The organism is Mesorhizobium sp. LNHC252B00, from assembly GCF_000502955.1.
Taxonomy (GTDB): Bacteria; Pseudomonadota; Alphaproteobacteria; order Rhizobiales; family Rhizobiaceae; genus Mesorhizobium.
Map to the genome: position 1 here is coordinate 509,399 of NZ_AYWO01000003.1, position 17,569 is coordinate 526,967.

A 17,569-nucleotide genomic window follows, 5' to 3' on the forward strand; every position below is an offset into this window, starting at 1 on the left:
CTCGCGAACGGCTAGCATATCAGTTCGCCGGCATCGGACCGAAGCGGATGCGGAAACGCCTGTTTTCGCGGCCTTTCTTCTCGATCTTGCCGATGTGGATTTCACCGACTTCGCCCGTGCTCTTCACATGGGTGCCGCCGCAGGGTTGGCTGTCCACCGAAGCGTTATCGCCGATGCACACGAGACGGATATTGCCGGTGCCGACCGGGGGCCGGACGTTCTTGGATTTGACCAGGCCAGGATTTGCGGCCAGGTCCTCGTCGCTGATCAACCTGGTGAAGATCGGGTGGTCGGCCCGCACCAGGTCCATCAGGCTCGCTGTCACCTCCTCCTTGGAGAAGCTGGCATCCGGCATGTCGAAGTCGACACGGCTGTCATCCTCGGAAACCGCGGCACCCGTAATCGGAAACGGACAGACGACCGAGAGCAGATGGCAGGCCGAATGCATACGCATCAAAAGATGCCGCCGGTCCCAGTCGATCGCCAGCCTCACCTTCTCGCCGATCCGTGGCGCCACTTGCTCCGGCGCCGGCACATGGATGATCTCGTCCTTGGTCTCGCCGGTAATTGCGGCGGCGATGGCGATGCGGCTGCCGTCGCCGCGCTCGATATGACCGGTATCGCCCGGTTGGCCGCCCGATGTGGCGTAGAAGATCGAGCGATCGAGAATGATCGCGCCGCGATCGTTGACGGCAACGACCGTTGCATCCGCCCTGCGCAGATAGGCGTCGTCGCGAAACAGCGCGTCCGTCTTGTGCGCCATCACGCGACCTTTTCGAACGGCACCGAAATCTTGCTCTTCAGCTCCATCCAGCCCGGCACCGGCAGCTGCTTCTCGCGCAGGAATTCCGGGTTGAACAGCTTCGACTGGTAGCGTGAGCCGTAGTCGCAAAGAATGGTCACGATCGTGTGGCCGGGGCCAAGTTCGCGCGCCAGACGGATCGCGCCGGCAATGTTGATGCCGGTCGAGCCGCCGACGCAGAGACCTTCTTCCTGGATCAGGTCGAAGACGATCGGCAGCGCATCCTCGTCAGGGATCTGGAAGGAAAAATCCGGCGTGAACCCTTCGAGATTGGCGGTGATGCGCCCCTGCCCGATGCCTTCGGTGATCGAGCTGCCTTCGGCCTTCAGCTCGCCGCTGGTATAAAAGGAGTAGAGCGCGGCGCCCAGCGGATCGGCGAGCGCGATCTTCACGTCCTTGCTTTTCGCCCTTAGCCCGAAGGCGACGCCGGCCAGCGTTCCGCCCGAGCCGACCGCCGAGACAAAGCCGTCGACCTTGCCGCCGGTCTGGTTCCAGATTTCCTCGGCCGTGGTGCGGATATGGCCGTCGCGATTCGCCACATTGTCGAACTGGTTTGCCCAGATGGCGCCATTCGGTTCCGTCCGCGCCATCTGCTCTGCCAAGCGGCCGGACAGCTTCACATAGTTGTTGGGGTTCTTGTACGGCACCGCGGGCACTTCGATCAGCTCGGCGCCGAGCAGTTTGATCGTGTCTTTCTTTTCCTGGCTCTGCGTGTCGGGAATGACGATGACGGTGCGGTAGCCGAGCGCCTTGGCAACCAGCGTCAGTCCGATGCCGGTGTTGCCGGCCGTTCCCTCGACGATGACGCCGCCGGGCTTCAGCAGCCCGCGCTGCTCGGCGTCGCGGATGATGAACAGGCCCGCGCGATCCTTGACCGACTGGCCCGGATTCATGAATTCGGCCTTGCCCAGGATCTCGCAGCCTGTTTGTTCAGAAGCCTTGTTGAGGCGGATCAGAGGCGTGTTGCCGATCGCGTCGATCACAGAACGGAGCATTCAGGATTCCTTGTGTAGGTGCGCCGAAACCCTAGAAACCCGAGGCCTCGGTTTCAAGGCAAGAATGTGTCTGGTCCAGTCGCAATTGCGGTACTGTTGTTGCGTCGACGCTTTCCAAGACCAGCCTCTATCGCCACTGTTCATTTTCCGGTTGACGTTGAAAAGCAGCTTTTCATTCGATTTCTTCATCGCTAGAGCAAAGCACCAACAAGTCGACAGGGCGCAGCATGACACTTTACCGGGCCAACCCGAAGCACGGCGTCGCCTGGATCACGGGCGGCAGCAGCGGTATCGGCCGTTCGCTGGCCAGGGATCTTGCTTCCCAGGGTTATGCCGTGGCGGTGACGGCGCTCGACGACGATCCGATCGACACGCTTGTCGTCGAGACGGCGCAGATGCCGGGCAGTGTGACCGCCTTTCCCTGCGACGTCACCGACGAACCGCGCATGGCAAGAACCGTCGCCGCGATCGAGAAGGAGCTCGGTCCCATCGTGCTCGCCATCTTCAATGCCGGAAACTACATTTCGACGCCGGGTGAAAATCTTGTCGTCAACGACTTTCGCCGGTCCTTTGAGGTCAACTATTTCGGCATCATCAATGGCCTGGTGCCTGTCATCGAACGCATGCGCGTGCGGGCGCGCGGCCATGTCGTACTGGTCGGCTCCGTCACGTCCTATTTCGGTTGGCCGACAACGGCCGCCTATGGCGGCACCAAGGCGGCAATCAACATCCTGGCCGAATCGCTGAAGTATGATTTCGACAAGATGAACGTGCGCATCCAGGTGTTCAATCCTGGCTTCATCGATACCCCGCTGACCGAGAAGAACATGCTGCCGATGCCGGGACTGATGCCGGTCAGCCGCGCGTCGCGCCGCATGGCGCGGGGCATCAAGTCCGGCGGTTTCGAAGTCACCTTCCCGCGCCGGACAAGCTGGCCCCTGAAACTGCTTAGCGTGTTGCCGAGGCCGCTTTGCAGAGGGTTTATCAGCCTGATGACCAGTTGGAAGGCGCGGCCGCTGCATTACGACCGCAAGCCGCCAATCGAATAGGTAAGCCGTTCGAAGTTGGCAAGCACCCGCTTCGGGCGGGTGACAGCCATGGGTTGAGAGATTGTTGCGTGGAGCCAGAGATGGGGCGACGGATCGTGCTTGCTGTGCTGGGCCTTGTCGCCATTCTCGCACTGGCCTTCGTGCTCGGTCCGCGCGTTCCCGTCGACACCACGATTCGTTTCGATCCCTTGGTCATCGGCGACGATCCGCAGGCCTATGTGGCAAAGGTGGAAGCCGCCACACCGGGAATCCGCGACGGGCTGGAGAAAGAGATCGTCTGGGCCAATCCGATGGTGCATGCCAGGACGCCGCTGTCGATCGTCTATATCCACGGCTTTTCCGCATCGAAGGGCGAGGTCCGCCCGCTGCCCGATGAAGTGGCCGACCAGCTCGACGCCAACCTGTTCTACACCCGCCTTACCGGACACGGGCAGGATGGCGCGGCGATGACGCAAGGCAGCATCAATGCCTGGGTCAACGATTATGAGGAGGCGCTCGCCATCGGCCGGGCGATCGGCGACAAGGTGATCGTCATCTCGACCTCGACCGGCGGCTCGCTGGCGACATGGGCGGCAACGCAGCCGGGCGCATCGGACGGGGTTGCCGCGATCGCGTTCATCTCGCCAAACTTCGGCGTGAAGGCGTCCGGCGCCGAGATACTGACCATGCCATGGGGAAAACAGATCGCCAGGCTGGTCGCCGGCAAGGAACACAGCTTTTTGCCGCGCAACGCGCTGCATGAAAAATTCTGGACCACCCGCTACCCGATCGAAGCGACCTTGCCGATGCAGGCGCTGACCGAGCTTGCCTATGGCGCCCCGGTGGAAAAGGCGACCATCCCCGCTTTGTTCATCTTTTCGGATTCGGACAAAGTGGTGCGGCCCGACCGCACCCGCGAGATCGCCGGGCGCTGGGGCGCTCCGTGTGAACTGGTCCCGGTCGATGATACGGGCGACATAAACAATCACGTTATCGCCGGCGACGCGCTTTCGCCATCGACCACGACCTTTCTGGCGCAAAGGATCGCCGTCTGGATCGAGGCGGTGGTGAAGTAAGCTTACGAAAAAGGGCGACCGAAGCATCGCTTCAGCCGCCCTTTCCCGGTCGGTCTCGGCAATCAGCCAGGCTACGCTTGACTGATTAAAACGCGGCCTGGCTTACGCAGCCCGCGCCGCCGGACGCTTGCCGCCGAAGCGGCGCTTGTTGTTGCCTTTAAAGGCCGGCTTGGCGCCTTCCGGCTTGCGCTCGCCGGCGAAGGCCGGCTTGTCGCCGAAGCGCTTTTTGCCAAAACCGTTGCCTTTGTTCTCGCCACCGGGCCGCCTGCCGTCGCGACGACCATTGCGGTCGTTGGCCGGCTCGAATCGTTCGTTCTTTTCAGCCGGATTGCGCAGCGGATCGGGGCTGCCGAGATGGTCGGCAACGATCGGCAGTTTGGTGCGGATGATGCGCTCGACCTGGCGCAGCTTGCTGTTCTCGGAAGGATCGCAAAGCGTAATCGCAATGCCGTCCATGCCGTTGCGGCCGGTACGGCCGATGCGGTGGACATAGCTTTCCGCTTCGTCCGGCAGGTCGAAATTCACGACATGGCTGATGCCGGGCACGTCGATGCCGCGCGCAGCGATGTCGGTCGCCACCAGAATGCGCACCGAACCCTCGCGGAAATCGTTGAGCGCCTTCTGGCGGGCATTCTGCGACTTGTTGCCGTGGATGACGGCGGCCTTGAAGCCGTCGCGCTCGAGGTCCTTCGTCACCCTGTCGGCACCATGCTTGGTGCGCGAAAAGATAATGACGGACTTCATCGCCTCGTCGGCGAGCATCGTCGACAGCACCTGGCGCTTCTGCTTGGTACGGGCAAAGACGACGCCTTGCACGATTTCGGCCGCTGCCGTGCTTTGCGGCGCGACTTCGACACGGATCGGGTTTTTCAGCAGGCCCTTCGCCAGTTCGGCGATCTCATTGGGCATGGTCGCCGAGAACAGCACCGTCTGACGGTCGGGCGCGGTCGCCTTGGCGATGCGCTTGACGTCATTGATGAAGCCCATGTCGAGCATGCGGTCGCCTTCGTCGAGCACCAGCCATTTGGTGTCGGCAAGCATGAGGTCGCCTTCACGCACCAGATCGGTCAACCGGCCGGGCGTTGCGATCAGGATGTCGACGCCGGGCGCAACCTTCTTCACCTGGCTGAAGCGGGAGACGCCGCCCAGCACGAGCGCGGTCGAGACATGCGCGCCCTTGGCGAGGATCTTGATCGTATCCTCGATCTGCACGGCGAGTTCGCGCGTTGGTGCCAGAATCAGCGCACGCGCCGTCTTAGGCCGGCGCTTGGTGCCAAGTGCAATGATCTTCGACAGGATCGGCAGCGCGAAGGCTGCGGTCTTGCCGGAGCCGGTCTGGGCGATGCCGAAAATGTCGCGGCCTTCCATCTGCGGCGGGATCGCCTGCGCCTGGATCGGCTTCGGTTCGGTGAAACCGGCGTTATGGGTGGCCTTGAGCAGCGCACCCGAAATACCCAGTGCGGCGAAACCGGTAAGTTCCGCAGTGTTGCTACCGGGCAAAGTGTTTTCGTTGGTCAAAATAATCTTCTTTCACGCGGCTCTGGCCGCAAACATCGATGGCGGCAGGGCGCAACCTGCCGTCGAACAAATTGTCATGGAACGACAAGGCGGCGGACGTTTCCGTCCGCGCGGCTGCGCTGTCGTGCCCGCAGGCATCATGCCACGGGGCTTTTTCGCCACTTTGTGATGTACCGGAAAGAGGGGCCGATATACCGGAAAGAGGGAAAACAGACGCAACCAGTCTCATTCGTCGAGAAGGCCGGATTGTCCCGGCCCAAGCGCCTATGTCGGCGCATATGGCCCAGTTCGCTGTCAAATGCAAGGGGCGTCATGCTGCAGTGCAACAAAACCCACGGCGCAAGCGGCGCTTGCGCTCGCCTGCAGGCACGATTACCACGAAATGCCGCTGGCCTGGGAGGTGATCGATGAAGGACGTGCTGAAGGAACTCGAGCGCCGGCGCGAGATCGCTCGCATGGGTGGCGGCCAGGCGCGCATCGATGCCCAGCACAAGAAGGGCAAGCTCACCGCGCGCGAACGCATCGAGGTTTTTCTCGACGAGGGCTCGTTCGAGGAATTCGACATGTATGTCGAGCATCGTTCGACCGATTTCGGCATGGAAAAGACCAAGATCGCCGGCGACGGCGTGGTCACCGGCTGGGGCACCGTCAACGGCCGCCCGGTTTACCTCTTCGCCAAGGATTTTACCGTGTTCGGCGGCTCGCTGTCGGAAGCCCATGCCGAGAAAGTCATCAAGGTGCAGGAGATGGCGCTGCGCAACCGCGCGCCGATCATCGGGCTATACGATGCCGGCGGCGCGCGCATCCAGGAAGGCGTGGCGGCACTCGGCGGCTATGCCGAGATCTTTCAACGCAATGTGCTCGCTTCCGGCGTCATTCCGCAGATCTCCGTCATCATGGGCCCATGCGCCGGTGGCGACGTCTATTCGCCTGCCATGACCGACTTCATCTTCATGGTGCGCGACACCTCCTACATGTTCGTCACCGGGCCGGATGTGGTGAAGACCGTCACCAACGAGACGGTGACGGCCGAGAGTCTCGGCGGCGCCTCTGTCCACACGACGAAATCCTCGATCGCCGACGGCGCCTACGACAATGACGTCGAGGCGCTGCTGCAGATGCGCCGGCTGATCGACCTGCTGCCGGCCTCCAACACATCGGAGCTTCCCGAAATCGAATGCTATCAGTCGGTGACCGACCATGATTTGTCGCTCGACCGGCTGATCCCCGACAACACCAACAAGCCCTACGACATCAAGGAACTGATCCTGAAAGTCGCCGATGAAGGCGACTTCTTCGAGATCCAGCAGAATTTCGCGAAAAACATCGTCACCGGTCTCGGCCGTATCGAGGGCCGCACGGTCGGCTTCGTCGCCAACCAGCCGATGGTGCTGGCCGGCGTGCTCGATTCCGATGCCAGCCGCAAGGCCGCGCGCTTCGTGCGCTTCTGCGATTGTTTTTCGATCCCGATCGTCACCTTCGTCGACGTGCCCGGCTTCCTGCCCGGCACGGCGCAGGAGTATGGCGGGCTAATCAAGCATGGCGCCAAGCTTCTCTTCGCCTATGCCGAGGCCACCGTGCCGAAGATCACCGTCATCACCAGAAAAGCCTATGGTGGCGCCTATGACGTGATGGCGTCAAAGCATCTGCGCGGCGACATGAACTATGCCTGGCCGACGGCGCAGATCGCGGTGATGGGTGCACGGGGCGCGGTCGAGATCATCTATCGCAAGGACATCGGCGATGCCGAAAAGATCGCAGCGCATACAAAGACTTACGAGGATCGCTTCCTGTCGCCTTTCGTCGCCGCCGAGCGCGGCTATGTCGACGAGGTGATCATGCCGCACTCGACCCGCCGCCGCATCGCACGGGCGCTGCGCATGCTGCGCAACAAGGACATGCAGAACCCCTGGAAGAAGCACGACAACATTCCGCTGTGAGTAACTACCGCGCTTCGAAGAGTTCGCGCAGCACCGGCACCAGCGCTAGCGGCAGATCCTCGGCGATCAGACCGGGTCCGAAACGGCTGCCGGCTTCGGCATGCAGCCACACCGCAGCGCAAGTCCCCTCGAAGGGCGGCATGGCTTGCGCCAGGAGACCGGCAATGATGCCGGACAACACGTCGCCTGACCCGGCAGTGGCCAGCCATGGAGCGCCGTTGGAATTGATCGCTGCCCTGCCATCGGGAGCAGCAATCACCGTGTCAGCGCCCTTGTAGACGATGACGGCATTGGCCCGTGCTGCGGCCGCTCGCGCCTTGGCCAGTTTCGACAGGGTCATGACGCCGGCGATGTCAGGAAACAATCGGCCGAATTCACCCTCATGCGGCGTTATCACCAATGCCGGCGCGTTCGGCTGACGGGCGACTTCGAACAGTGCCTGGGGCTGGTGAGCCAGCGACGTGATGGCGTCGGCATCCAGGACGATCGCATCTGCGTGGCTTGCGGTCGCCGATGCGCGCGCACCATCCGCCAAAGCCTTGATCAGTTGCAGGGCAAAATCGCCGACCTTGGGTTTTGGGCCGAGCCCCGGTCCGAACACCAGTGCTTCGGGATGGCGCGCCATCAGGAATTCCTGCACCTCTCCGAGCGAGCCCGCTTGCCGCAGCATGATGGAGGTCAGGTGTGTCGCATTGACCTGCATGGCATTGGCTGGCGACAGCACGGTGACCGCCCCTGCTCCGCTTCTCGCCGCGGCGAGCGCCGACAGCCGCGCGGCGCCCGTGGCGCTGGGGCCACCGGAAAAGACGCCGACATGGCCGCGCTTGTATTTGTGGGCGTCGACCGCCGGCACGGGAAATTCCTGCAACCACAGGTTTGGCACATTCTCGAAAGTCGAGACAGCGAGTTGGGCGATGATGTCGTCGCCGATGCCGATATCGGCAAGCACGATTTCACCGCATTGTCCGCGTCCCGGGAGCAGCAGGTGGCCAGGCTTTTTCCGCGCGAAGGTGACTGTGATCTCGGCGCGAAACGCCGTGCCCAATATTTCGCCGCTGGCTCCCGAGACGCCAGACGGCAGATCGACTGCGATCACAGGCAAGCCCAGGGCGGTAGCGGTGTCGATGGCCTTCGCTGCGTCGCCGGACGGCGGCTTGGACAGCCCTGCCCCAAAGAGCGCGTCGACCACGATCGAGCCGGTCTCGGCATCAAATCCAGAGAGCGGCCGCGGCTTGATCGGGCATTGCGCGGCGGCTTGCGCCGCATCGCTTTCCGGCCTCGGCGCTCCGGATGCCCAGATTGTGGTGCGCACACCGCTGCCGGCCAGGATACGCGCGACGACGTAGCCATCACCGCCATTGTTGCCTGGGCCGCACAGCACATGGACATGCGTCGCCGAGGGATAGCGCTTGAGAACCTCGGCCGCGACCGCCTGGCCGGCTCTGCGCATCAGGCCGATACCGTCGGCGGGACCAGCGGCAACCGTCAGCCGATCTGCCTCGTTCATTTCTGAAGGAACAAGAAGTTCGTTGCTCATGGATTGCCGATCCGCATTCGATCAAGCATTGTCCAATTTTCGATCCGAAGCAAACAAGGGGGAGTTGCCGAGATCTGCGGCCACATTGTTGGCACGAAGGCACAGGATTGCCTGAAGGATAGGCGATATGCCTAGTTTTTGGGCAGATGCAGTTGGCGTTGCCGTGTAGTCTCCGGCAGCCCGTGCCGCTTCCGGTACAGGGAATGACGTGAATTTGTATCCAGGTGCGGTGCGACTTTGAAATCGTGTGATACTGCTTCGAATCCGTCCAATTGGCACAGTTCGTGCTAGATCGAAGCGCAAGCGGGGGGTTCACAACCCGTTTTTTTTGGCAGTGGAGGCCACTTTTTACATGAAAAAGATCGAAGCGATCATCAAGCCATTCAAGCTGGACGAAGTGAAGGAAGCGCTTCAGGAGGCCGGACTGCAGGGCATTACTGTTACCGAGGCAAAGGGCTTCGGTCGTCAGAAGGGTCATACCGAGCTCTACCGCGGCGCCGAATATGTCGTCGATTTCCTGCCCAAGGTGAAAATCGAGGTGGTGCTTGGCGACGATGCGGTCGAAGGCGCGATCGAGGCCATCCGCAAGGCCGCCCAGACCGGCCGTATTGGCGACGGCAAAATCTTCGTTTCCAATATCGAGGAAGTCGTGCGAATCCGTACCGGCGAAACAGGCATGGACGCGGTCTGACCCGACCCGGCATTCTCCTAACGTCATCATAAAAAAACGTCATCACACAGGGATACATGACATGACGACAGCCAAAGACATCATGAAGCAGATCAAGGACAACGACGTAAAATTCGTCGACCTGCGCTTCACAGACCCGAAGGGCAAGCTGCAACACGTGACGATGGATGTCATCGAGGTCGAGGAAGACATGTTCGCCGATGGCGTCATGTTCGACGGATCGTCGATTGCCGGCTGGAAGGCCATCAACGAGTCCGACATGGTGCTGATGCCTGATCCGGACACCGTCCACATGGACCCGTTCTTCGCCCAGTCGACCATGGTCATCCTGTGTGACATCCTCGATCCGGTTTCGGGTGAATCCTACAACCGCGATCCGCGCGGTACGGCCAAGAAGGCCGAGGCCTACATGAAATCGGAAGGCATCGGCGACACCATTTATGTCGGCCCGGAAGCCGAGTTCTTCGTGTTCGACGACGTGAAGTACAAGGCCGACCCGTACAACACCGGTTTCAAGCTCGACTCGACCGAACTGCCGTCGAATGACGACACCGACTACGAGACCGGCAATCTCGGCCACCGTCCGCGCATCAAGGGCGGTTATTTCCCGGTGCCGCCGATCGACAGCGCGCAGGACATGCGTTCCGAGATGCTGACCGTGCTGGCCGAGATGGGCGTTCGCGTCGAAAAGCACCACCATGAGGTGGCGGCTGCGCAACACGAACTCGGCATCAAGTTCGACACGCTGGTCCGCAACGCCGACAAGATGCTGATCTACAAATATGTCGTGCACCAGGTCGCCAACGCCTATGGCAAGACGGCCACCTTCATGCCGAAGCCGATCTTCGGCGACAACGGCTCGGGCATGCACGTCCACCAGTCGATCTGGAAGGGCGGCAAGCCGACCTTCGCCGGCAACGAATATGCCGGCCTTTCGGAGAGCTGCCTGTTCTACATCGGCGGCATCATCAAGCACGCCAAGGCGATCAACGCCTTCACCAATCCGCTGACCAACTCCTACAAGCGCCTGGTTCCGGGTTATGAAGCGCCGGTGCTGCTCGCCTATTCGGCGCGCAATCGCTCGGCCTCCTGCCGCATCCCGTTCGGCTCGTCGCCCAAGTCCAAGCGCGTCGAGGTCCGTTTCCCCGATCCAGGCGCGAACCCCTACCTCGCTTTCGCCGCCATGCTGATGGCCGGGCTCGATGGCATCAAGAACAAGATCCATCCCGGCCAACCGATGGACAAGGACCTTTACGACCTGCCGCCGAAGGAGTTGAAGAAGATCCCGACCGTCTGCGGTTCGCTGCGTGAAGCGCTGCAGAGCCTCGACAAGGACCGCGGCTTCCTGAAGGCCGGCGGCGTCTTCGACGACGACCAGATCGACAGCTACATCGAGCTGAAGATGGCCGAGGTGATGCGCTTCGAAATGACCCCGCATCCGGTCGAATACGACATGTACTACTCCGTCTGAGATTGACTCTCAGACTAAAGGTTCAGCGTAATGTTCAAGCCCTTGAAAGATTTTCTCTTTCAAGGGCTCTTTGCTGCACTCCGATAGTCGTGCCTGCCGTCGGCCCGCTCTCGCTGTCGCCCGCTGCAGATGGGCAACGCTTTTTGCGTTTTGTTTTTTGACGATCGTGTGTGTGCCGTGGTCCACGGGCGCTGGATCCATCGGCAAGCACGGCACGTCAATCCGGTGACGCCGTCTCAGGTCAGCAAGATCTGGTGAGTGACAAGCGGATCACTGTTCGAGCCCGAACATGGAGCCAGGAGCGAGCGGCGCACTGTCTCAGGCTACAGTGACCGCTCGTCCGGCGCCCCCCGCCAATGCCGCCGTTCAAGAAAACCCCGCCCGTCCGAACAGCATTGCGTGACGTAACCCCAAGAACTGCGAATTCGCATGCTGCGCTGCAACCTGTCAACGCCGCCATGAGGGCTGCGGATAGCCGATTTCGCAACGTGAACAGGTGCTTATGGGAGGGTCTTTGCCACAAATAAGTGCTGGAAAGCGCTGTTTTCCGGGCTTTTTTGACAGGTAATCGCCGGAACTGCCAAGTCGGCGACCGGAACGTCGCAGGGATTGCGATCGCCCGAATTGCCTGACTTTTTCTGGGTATGTTCCGGCCGGGATGCGATCTGCCGGTTAATGGGAAAAGAACCCGGGTCCTTGGCTGGGGTTCTTGCGTGCGGGCCGGACGCACGCTGCATTCTGGATCGCAGCGGCAAGCCGCCGCCCGGACAGCAAACCTCATGGCAAGCAATACTGCGCGGCTCAGCCGGCGGGCACAACGATCCGCCCCAGAGGAATGCATTCGAGCAGGCCAGCCTGGTGGGAATAGATCCGGACTACGCCAGAAAATGGTGCTTCGATTTCTGTGACAATGTGAAGGCCGCGCTTCAGGCCTTTCGGTAGAGCGAGCGGCGCGCCAAAGTTCCATTACAAAAAGAACCCCAGCTTTCGCCGGGGTTCTTGCTTGGGAAGACCGTAGGATGGGCCTGAGACGGTCACGGCAGGTTTCCGCCGTGACGAAGGCTCAAGCCGCGGCCGAGACCTGGGCGCTTGCCGGCACCGAGGCGATCGTCTTCAGGATCTGCGAGGCGATCTGGTAGGGGTCGCCCTGGGAGTTCGGGCGGCGGTCTTCCAGATAGCCCTTGTAGTCGTTGTTGATGAAGGAATGCGGCACGCGGATCGAGGCGCCGCGATCGGCTATGCCATAGCTGAATCTGTTCCACGGCGCGGTCTCATGCTTGCCGGTCAAGCGCTTGTCGTTGTCCGGTCCGTAAACGGCGATGTGGTCCATCAGGTTCTTGTCGAAAGCCGCCATCAGCGCTTCGAAATAGGCCTTGCCGCCGACTTCGCGCATATAGGCCGTCGAGAAGTTGGCGTGCATGCCCGAGCCGTTCCAGTCGGTGTCGCCGAGCGGCTTGCAATGGTATTCGATGTCGATGCCGTATTTCTCGGTCAGGCGCTGCATCAAATAGCGAGCCATCCACATCTGATCGGCGGCTTTCTTGGAGCCCTTGCCGAAAATCTGGAATTCCCACTGGCCCTTGGCCACTTCGGCGTTGATGCCTTCATGGTTGATGCCGGCGGCGAGGCAGAGGTCGAGATGTTCCTCGACGATCTGGCGCGCGACGGAGCCGACATTGGAATAACCGACGCCGGTGTAGTACGGGCCCTGCGGTGCGGGATAGCCGCTCTCGGGGAAGCCGAGCGGGCGGCCATCCTTGTAGAAGAAATACTCCTGCTCGAAGCCGAACCAGGCGCCCTCGTCGTCGAGGATGGTGGCGCGCTTGTTGGAAGCGTGCGGCGTGACGCCATCGGGCATCATGACTTCGCACATAACCAGCACGCCGTTGGTGCGGGCGGGGTCCGGATAGACGGCGACGGGCTTCAGCACACAGTCGGAGCTGTGCCCCTCGGCCTGCTGGGTCGAGGAACCATCAAAGCCCCATAGCGGCAGCTGCTCAAGCGTCGGGAATTCGGCAAATTCCTTGATCTGCGTTTTGCCGCGAAGGTTGGGAACCGGCGTGTATCCATCGAGCCAAATGTACTCGAGCTTGTATTTCGTCATTCTAGCCTCTCGTTGCTTAATCACCGAACCTGGATGACGCAGGCGCGCCGAGCCATCCAGCAGCCCAGCTGCCAAGTCGATAAAATGCAATTCGTGTGCCATTTCCGCTGCGCTGGGTGCGTCAAAAATGCCAGTTCACATCTGAGATGCAACCAAGCCGCCTAAGCAATGCGCCAAGATCGACCAAAGACAAAATCTGCATCAATAACAGGCAACTATTGATCTTTCCTTAGGCATCTTGCCTAAATGGTTCGCAGGACTTACCTTCATGCAAAGATGAATCGACAAGGGTCCGCAGAAGGAAGGAGACAGCCAATGGAGATCACGTCAGCCCGTCCGTCGGCAAAAATCCTGATGTTCCCGGTGGCATCGCGCATGACTGCCTCAAATTTAGGCGTAAAGGCTAAGTTCGCGGCAGAGCTTGCCTCTTTGCGCGATCACCCGCTCGATCATGGCGAGGCCTGGTACCATGAGGCTGCCATCGCGGAAGCCGAACTACCTCGCAAGAGCTAGCTAGACGTCTCCAGACCATACAACAGAAAAACCCGGCGCGATTGCTCACGCCGGGTTTTTCTTTAGCCGCTTCAGCCCGCCTACTCCTTGGCGTGCAGATCGGTGCCGAGCGTATCCTTCACGAAGATCATGCCGATGACCAGCGACATCGCCGCGATCACCACCGGATACCAGAGGCCATAATATATGTCGCCCTTGTAAGCGCTCAGCGCGAACACCGTTGCCGGCAGCAGGCCTCCGAACCAGCCATTGCCGATGTGGTAGGGCAGCGACATACCGGTGTAGCGAATGCGAGTCGGGAACATCTCGACCAGGATCGCCGCGATCGGCCCGTAGACCATGGTCACGAACAGGACCAGGATGAACAGGATACCGATGGTCATTGGCCAGTTGACGGCCGCCGGGTCGGCAAACATGGCGAAGGCGCCGCCAGCCGGGATGTTGTAGACGGTGACTTCAGGCGCACCCGCTGCTTCATCGGTGGTCAGCAACTTGTCCTTCACCGCCTGGTCGACCGGCACAGTAGCCTTTTCACCGGCGCGGATCGCGGCACCGTCCAGCTTCAGTTCCGGGTTGGCGGCGACAAACGCGTCGAGCTTCTGGTCCGCAACCTTGATCGCCGCGCGCTTCAGCGGATAGCCTCCGTCTTTCAGAGCCATGTTGACGGCTTTCACGAAGGCCGCCTCCTTGGCCTTGGCCTGATCGCCAGCGGCGACAGCGTCAAAGGAAGCCACCGTTTCGTTGCCGATCTTGACCGACGCGGCTGTTCCGGCCGCAGCTGTCGACACCACGTCATAAGGAACCGAGTTTCTGGTCAAGAAGGCTGTCGCGATATCGCAGGACGTTGTGAACTTCGCATTGCCAACCGGATTGAACTGGAACCTGCAGTCGCCGGGTGCAGCCGTCACCGTCGCCCGCGTGTTCTGCTGAGCCGTGGCAAGCGCCGGATTGGCAGCCCAGGTCAGTGCCTTGAACAGCGGGAAGGTACAGACAATCGCCAAGGCAAGGCCCGCCATGATGATCGGCTTGCGGCCGATCTTGTCAGAGAGCCAGCCGAAGACGACGAAGAAGATCGAGCCGATCGCCAATGCGATGGCGATCATGATGTTAACCGACTGCGCGTCGACCTTGAGCACGTTGGTCAGGAAGAACAGCGCGTAGAACTGGCCATTGTACCACACCACGGCCTGGCCGGCGGTGAGACCGAGCAGCGCCAGCAGGGCAATCTTGGCATTCTTCCATTGACCGAAGGCTTCCGTCAGCGGCGCCTTGGAGCCCTTGCCCTCATCCTTCATGCGCTGGAAGGTCGGCGATTCGGAAAGCGAAAGCCGGATCCAGATCGAGATGCCCAGCAGCAGAAAGGATACGATGAACGGAATACGCCAGCCCCAGGCGGCATAGCTTTCCTTGCTCAATGAAGCCTGTACGATCAGGATCACAATCAGCGACAGGAACAGGCCGAGCGTCGCCGTCGTCTGGATCCAGGAAGTGTAGTAGCCTCGCCGATTGTCCGGGGCGTGCTCAGCGACGTAAGTGGCCGCGCCGCCATACTCGCCGCCCAGCGCCAGGCCCTGCAGCATGCGCAGGATGATCAGGATCATCGGGGCGGCGATACCCAAGGTCGCATAACCAGGCAGCAGACCGACCAGGAAGGTCGACAGGCCCATGATCGTCATGGTGACAAGGAACGTATATTTACGGCCTACAAGGTCGCCGATGCGGCCGAACAGCAGAGCGCCGAACGGGCGCACCAGGAAGCCGGCCGCGAAAGCCAACAGCGCGAAGATATTACGCGTCGCTTCCGGAATGGTCGGACTGAAAAACGTCGAGCCGATGAACACTGCGAGCGAGCCGTAGAGATAGAAATCGTACCATTCGAAAACGGTGCCGAGCGAGGAAGCGAAGATGACCTTCTTCTCTTCCCGCGTCATGCCGCGGCTCGTTCCACCGGCGGTCGATGCCATTGCCATTGTGTTTTCCTCCCGTGAGACTCGTTGACCTCGAAGCTGCGCGGCAACATCCGTGTTCTCCTCCGAACGCGGACTCAGGGCAGCCATCAACGGGAAAAATGACAGAAAGCGCTGGCCAAAGGCAGCGCGTCTTTGGGATTATGACTTTGGTATTAGGTGCGCTGCGGGATGAATCCGAGCGAGCGGCGGAACCCGTCAGCCCCTGAGCGCCTCGAGCAGTCCGGTGGCAGCCAACATGTCGCGCTTGCGGGCCGAGCGGCGCGCGACGGCCTCCGCATCCTGCCCCCAATGCTCGATCTGCCAGTCCTCGTCGACATGCCCGGCAGCCCAGGCGCCCTCGGCGTCGAGTTCGCCGAAATCGACGGCCAGCGCCAGCAGCGCCGAGCCGGTCAGCGACGTCATCACATGGATGGCGGCGAGCCGCAGCGGATCGGTGCGCCGGGCAAGATGGCTGCCCAGCACGGCGATGGCTTCGCGCGGCTGCTCGACATGGATGATTCCTTCGGCGAGGTTGAACCTTGCCCCGAGCGTCTCCCTCGCCCAATCCAGAACCGGATCCCAATGTTGGTTCTGCCGCTCCACCAGCCCCTGCGGCGCGTCGGCGCGATAGCAAAGCAGATCGGACGAGGCAAAGCGCAGGATGTCCTCCAGCACCGCCTGTGGATCGCTGGCAACGCCGTCGATGGCGGTGTTGACGAGGCGCATCACCGGCATGGTCACCGGATCGATGGTCTCGCCCTGGGCGGCGAACTCGTTGGCGACGAGCGCAGCCGCCGCCTCGGTCGGCAGCGCCAGGAGCGCCTTGCCCGGCGTCCGCACCGGCTTGCCGTCGAGATGCACGGCAAAGCCGTCTTCCACCGGCGCGACCGAGACGGTCTTGTAGAAGCGCTTCGGCAGATGCGTCTTCATCTGGATCTGGGCGCGGCGCACCGGATCGGGGTCGGAAAGATGCTTGCCCGCTTCGAGGTCGTTGAGGATATCACGCATAGAGGTCTCTCTCACACCGGCACGATCTTGCGCGTAGGCCGGTTGACGATGATCAGTCCGGCGGCAATCAGGCCAAGTGCCAGGAAAATGCGCATGGTCAGCGGCTCATTCAAGAACACGGCGCCGCACAAAACGCCGAAAACCGGCGACAGGACGGTAAAACTGGACAGGCCAGATGCCGGATAGCGCCGCAGCAGCCAGAACCACAGCACATAGGTGAAGGCGACGATGTAGACAGCCTGGAAAAGCAGCGCCAAAGTCGGCAGCACGGTCGGATCGCGAACGGGCGGACCGGCGAGAGGCAGCACCAATATGCCGACGATTGCAGCACCGGCGAGCTGGTAAAGCAGAAGCTTTTCGGCAGTCGCCTCGACCAGCTTCGACCGCTTGATGAGGATGTTGGTCAGGGCCCAGAAAAATCCGGAGCCGAGGCTCAGGAGATCGCCGAACAGCATGTCTCCGCCACCGCCAAGCTTGTCGGAAAACACTGCGGCAAGGCCGGCAAAGGCCAGCAACAGACCGAGGAATTTCCTCAAGGTGATCTGTTCGCCAAGCAGGAAATGGCCGCCGAGCAGCATCCAGAACGGCATTGTGTTGACCAGCAGCGTGTTGCGGGCGACGGTCGTGTGCTCCAGGCCGACATAGAGGCAGAGGAACTCGATGCCGAACAGCGCGCCCACGGCTATGCCGGCGCGCAATGTCCCGTCGCGCGTGAAAAGCGCTATGCCGCGCCAACGGCACCAGAGGAAGACGCAGAAGCCGCCGATGATCGAGCGCGCGATCGACAGGAAGACCGGGTCGTAACCGGCATAGGAAATCTTGGCGGCGACGTAGTTCAGCCCCCAGGAAAAAGTCAGGCCGACCATGATGGCGGCGGCGGCCATGTCGACCGTATCGCGGCGATCAAGCGTATCGGTGGCGAGCGCGTCGGTGGCCC

14 protein-coding genes are annotated in these 17,569 nt (G+C 61.5%); 6 read left to right on the plus strand and 8 right to left on the minus strand.

Going from position 1 to position 17,569, the window contains the following annotated elements; all coding sequences use genetic code 11:
* Positions 1–19 precede the first annotated feature (19 nt).
* Together X744_RS162875 and X744_RS162870 are read right to left on the minus strand one after the other, a co-directional pair.
* On the minus strand, positions 20–763 hold the full coding sequence (locus X744_RS162875) for an alanyl-tRNA editing protein (RefSeq protein WP_023757947.1): 744 nt from the start codon (positions 761–763) through the stop codon (positions 20–22).
* Positions 763–1,797 carry a cysteine synthase A gene (locus tag X744_RS162870; RefSeq protein WP_023757948.1) on the minus strand — a complete coding sequence of 345 codons (1,035 nt, stop codon included), beginning with the start codon at positions 1,795–1,797 and terminating at the stop codon, positions 763–765. Before X744_RS162870 ends, X744_RS162875 begins: the two co-directional genes overlap by 1 nt.
* Before the next feature lie 227 nt (positions 1,798–2,024).
* Between X744_RS162870 and X744_RS162865 the strand changes: the two genes are divergently transcribed.
* Together X744_RS162865 and X744_RS162860 are read left to right on the plus strand one after the other, a co-directional pair.
* Positions 2,025–2,846: an SDR family oxidoreductase gene (locus tag X744_RS162865; RefSeq protein WP_023757949.1), complete on the plus strand. Its 822-nt coding sequence runs from the start codon at positions 2,025–2,027 to the stop codon at positions 2,844–2,846.
* Between the two features lie 80 nt (positions 2,847–2,926).
* Positions 2,927–3,901 (plus strand): alpha/beta fold hydrolase, encoded by a 975-nt coding sequence (locus X744_RS162860; RefSeq protein WP_023757950.1) that lies wholly within the window; start codon positions 2,927–2,929, stop codon positions 3,899–3,901.
* 102 nt (positions 3,902–4,003) lie between these two features.
* On the opposite strand, the gene X744_RS162855 is transcribed toward X744_RS162860, so the two are convergent.
* Positions 4,004–5,419: a DEAD/DEAH box helicase gene (locus tag X744_RS162855; RefSeq protein ID WP_023757951.1), complete on the minus strand. Its 1,416-nt coding sequence runs from the start codon at positions 5,417–5,419 to the stop codon at positions 4,004–4,006.
* Positions 5,420–5,826: 407 nt separating this feature from the next.
* Here X744_RS162855 and X744_RS162850 point away from each other — a divergent pair, with 407 nt between their 5' ends.
* Positions 5,827–7,359, plus strand: coding sequence for an acyl-CoA carboxylase subunit beta (locus X744_RS162850; protein WP_023757953.1), 1,533 nt, complete (start codon positions 5,827–5,829; stop codon positions 7,357–7,359).
* Between the two features lie 4 nt (positions 7,360–7,363).
* Here the strand turns inward: X744_RS162850 and X744_RS162845 are convergent, their stop codons facing one another.
* The gene (locus X744_RS162845) at positions 7,364–8,896 is read right to left on the minus strand and encodes a bifunctional ADP-dependent NAD(P)H-hydrate dehydratase/NAD(P)H-hydrate epimerase (RefSeq protein ID WP_023757954.1); all 1,533 of its coding nucleotides are present in this window, start codon (positions 8,894–8,896) and stop codon (positions 7,364–7,366) included.
* 352 nt (positions 8,897–9,248) lie between these two features.
* Between X744_RS162845 and X744_RS162840 the strand changes: the two genes are divergently transcribed.
* A complete protein-coding gene (locus tag X744_RS162840; RefSeq protein ID WP_006205430.1) occupies positions 9,249–9,587 on the plus strand; it encodes a P-II family nitrogen regulator in 339 nt (112 codons plus the stop codon).
* Between the two features lie 61 nt (positions 9,588–9,648).
* Positions 9,649–11,058: a type I glutamate--ammonia ligase gene (gene glnA / locus X744_RS162835; RefSeq protein WP_023757955.1), complete on the plus strand. Its 1,410-nt coding sequence runs from the start codon at positions 9,649–9,651 to the stop codon at positions 11,056–11,058.
* Between the two features lie 1,063 nt (positions 11,059–12,121).
* Here glnA and X744_RS162830 read toward each other — a convergent pair.
* Positions 12,122–13,162 (minus strand): glutamine synthetase beta-grasp domain-containing protein, encoded by a 1,041-nt coding sequence (locus tag X744_RS162830; RefSeq protein ID WP_023757956.1) that lies wholly within the window; start codon positions 13,160–13,162, stop codon positions 12,122–12,124.
* A 315-nt stretch (positions 13,163–13,477) separates the two neighbouring features.
* Between X744_RS162830 and X744_RS162825 the strand changes: the two genes are divergently transcribed.
* The gene (locus tag X744_RS162825) at positions 13,478–13,675 is read left to right on the plus strand and encodes a DUF2735 domain-containing protein (protein ID WP_023757957.1); all 198 of its coding nucleotides are present in this window, start codon (positions 13,478–13,480) and stop codon (positions 13,673–13,675) included.
* An 80-nt stretch (positions 13,676–13,755) separates the two neighbouring features.
* Here X744_RS162825 and X744_RS162820 read toward each other — a convergent pair whose 3' ends face one another.
* From X744_RS162820 to X744_RS162810, 3 genes are all read right to left on the minus strand, one after another.
* On the minus strand, positions 13,756–15,645 hold the full coding sequence (locus tag X744_RS162820) for an MFS transporter (protein ID WP_023757958.1): 1,890 nt from the start codon (positions 15,643–15,645) through the stop codon (positions 13,756–13,758).
* Between the two features lie 195 nt (positions 15,646–15,840).
* On the minus strand, positions 15,841–16,632 hold the full coding sequence (locus X744_RS162815) for an ATP12 family chaperone protein (RefSeq protein ID WP_023757959.1): 792 nt from the start codon (positions 16,630–16,632) through the stop codon (positions 15,841–15,843).
* A gap of 11 nt (positions 16,633–16,643) precedes the next feature.
* A complete protein-coding gene (locus X744_RS162810; protein WP_050589489.1) occupies positions 16,644–17,516 on the minus strand; it encodes a DMT family transporter in 873 nt (290 codons plus the stop codon).
* Between the last annotated feature and the right edge of the window lie 53 nt (positions 17,517–17,569).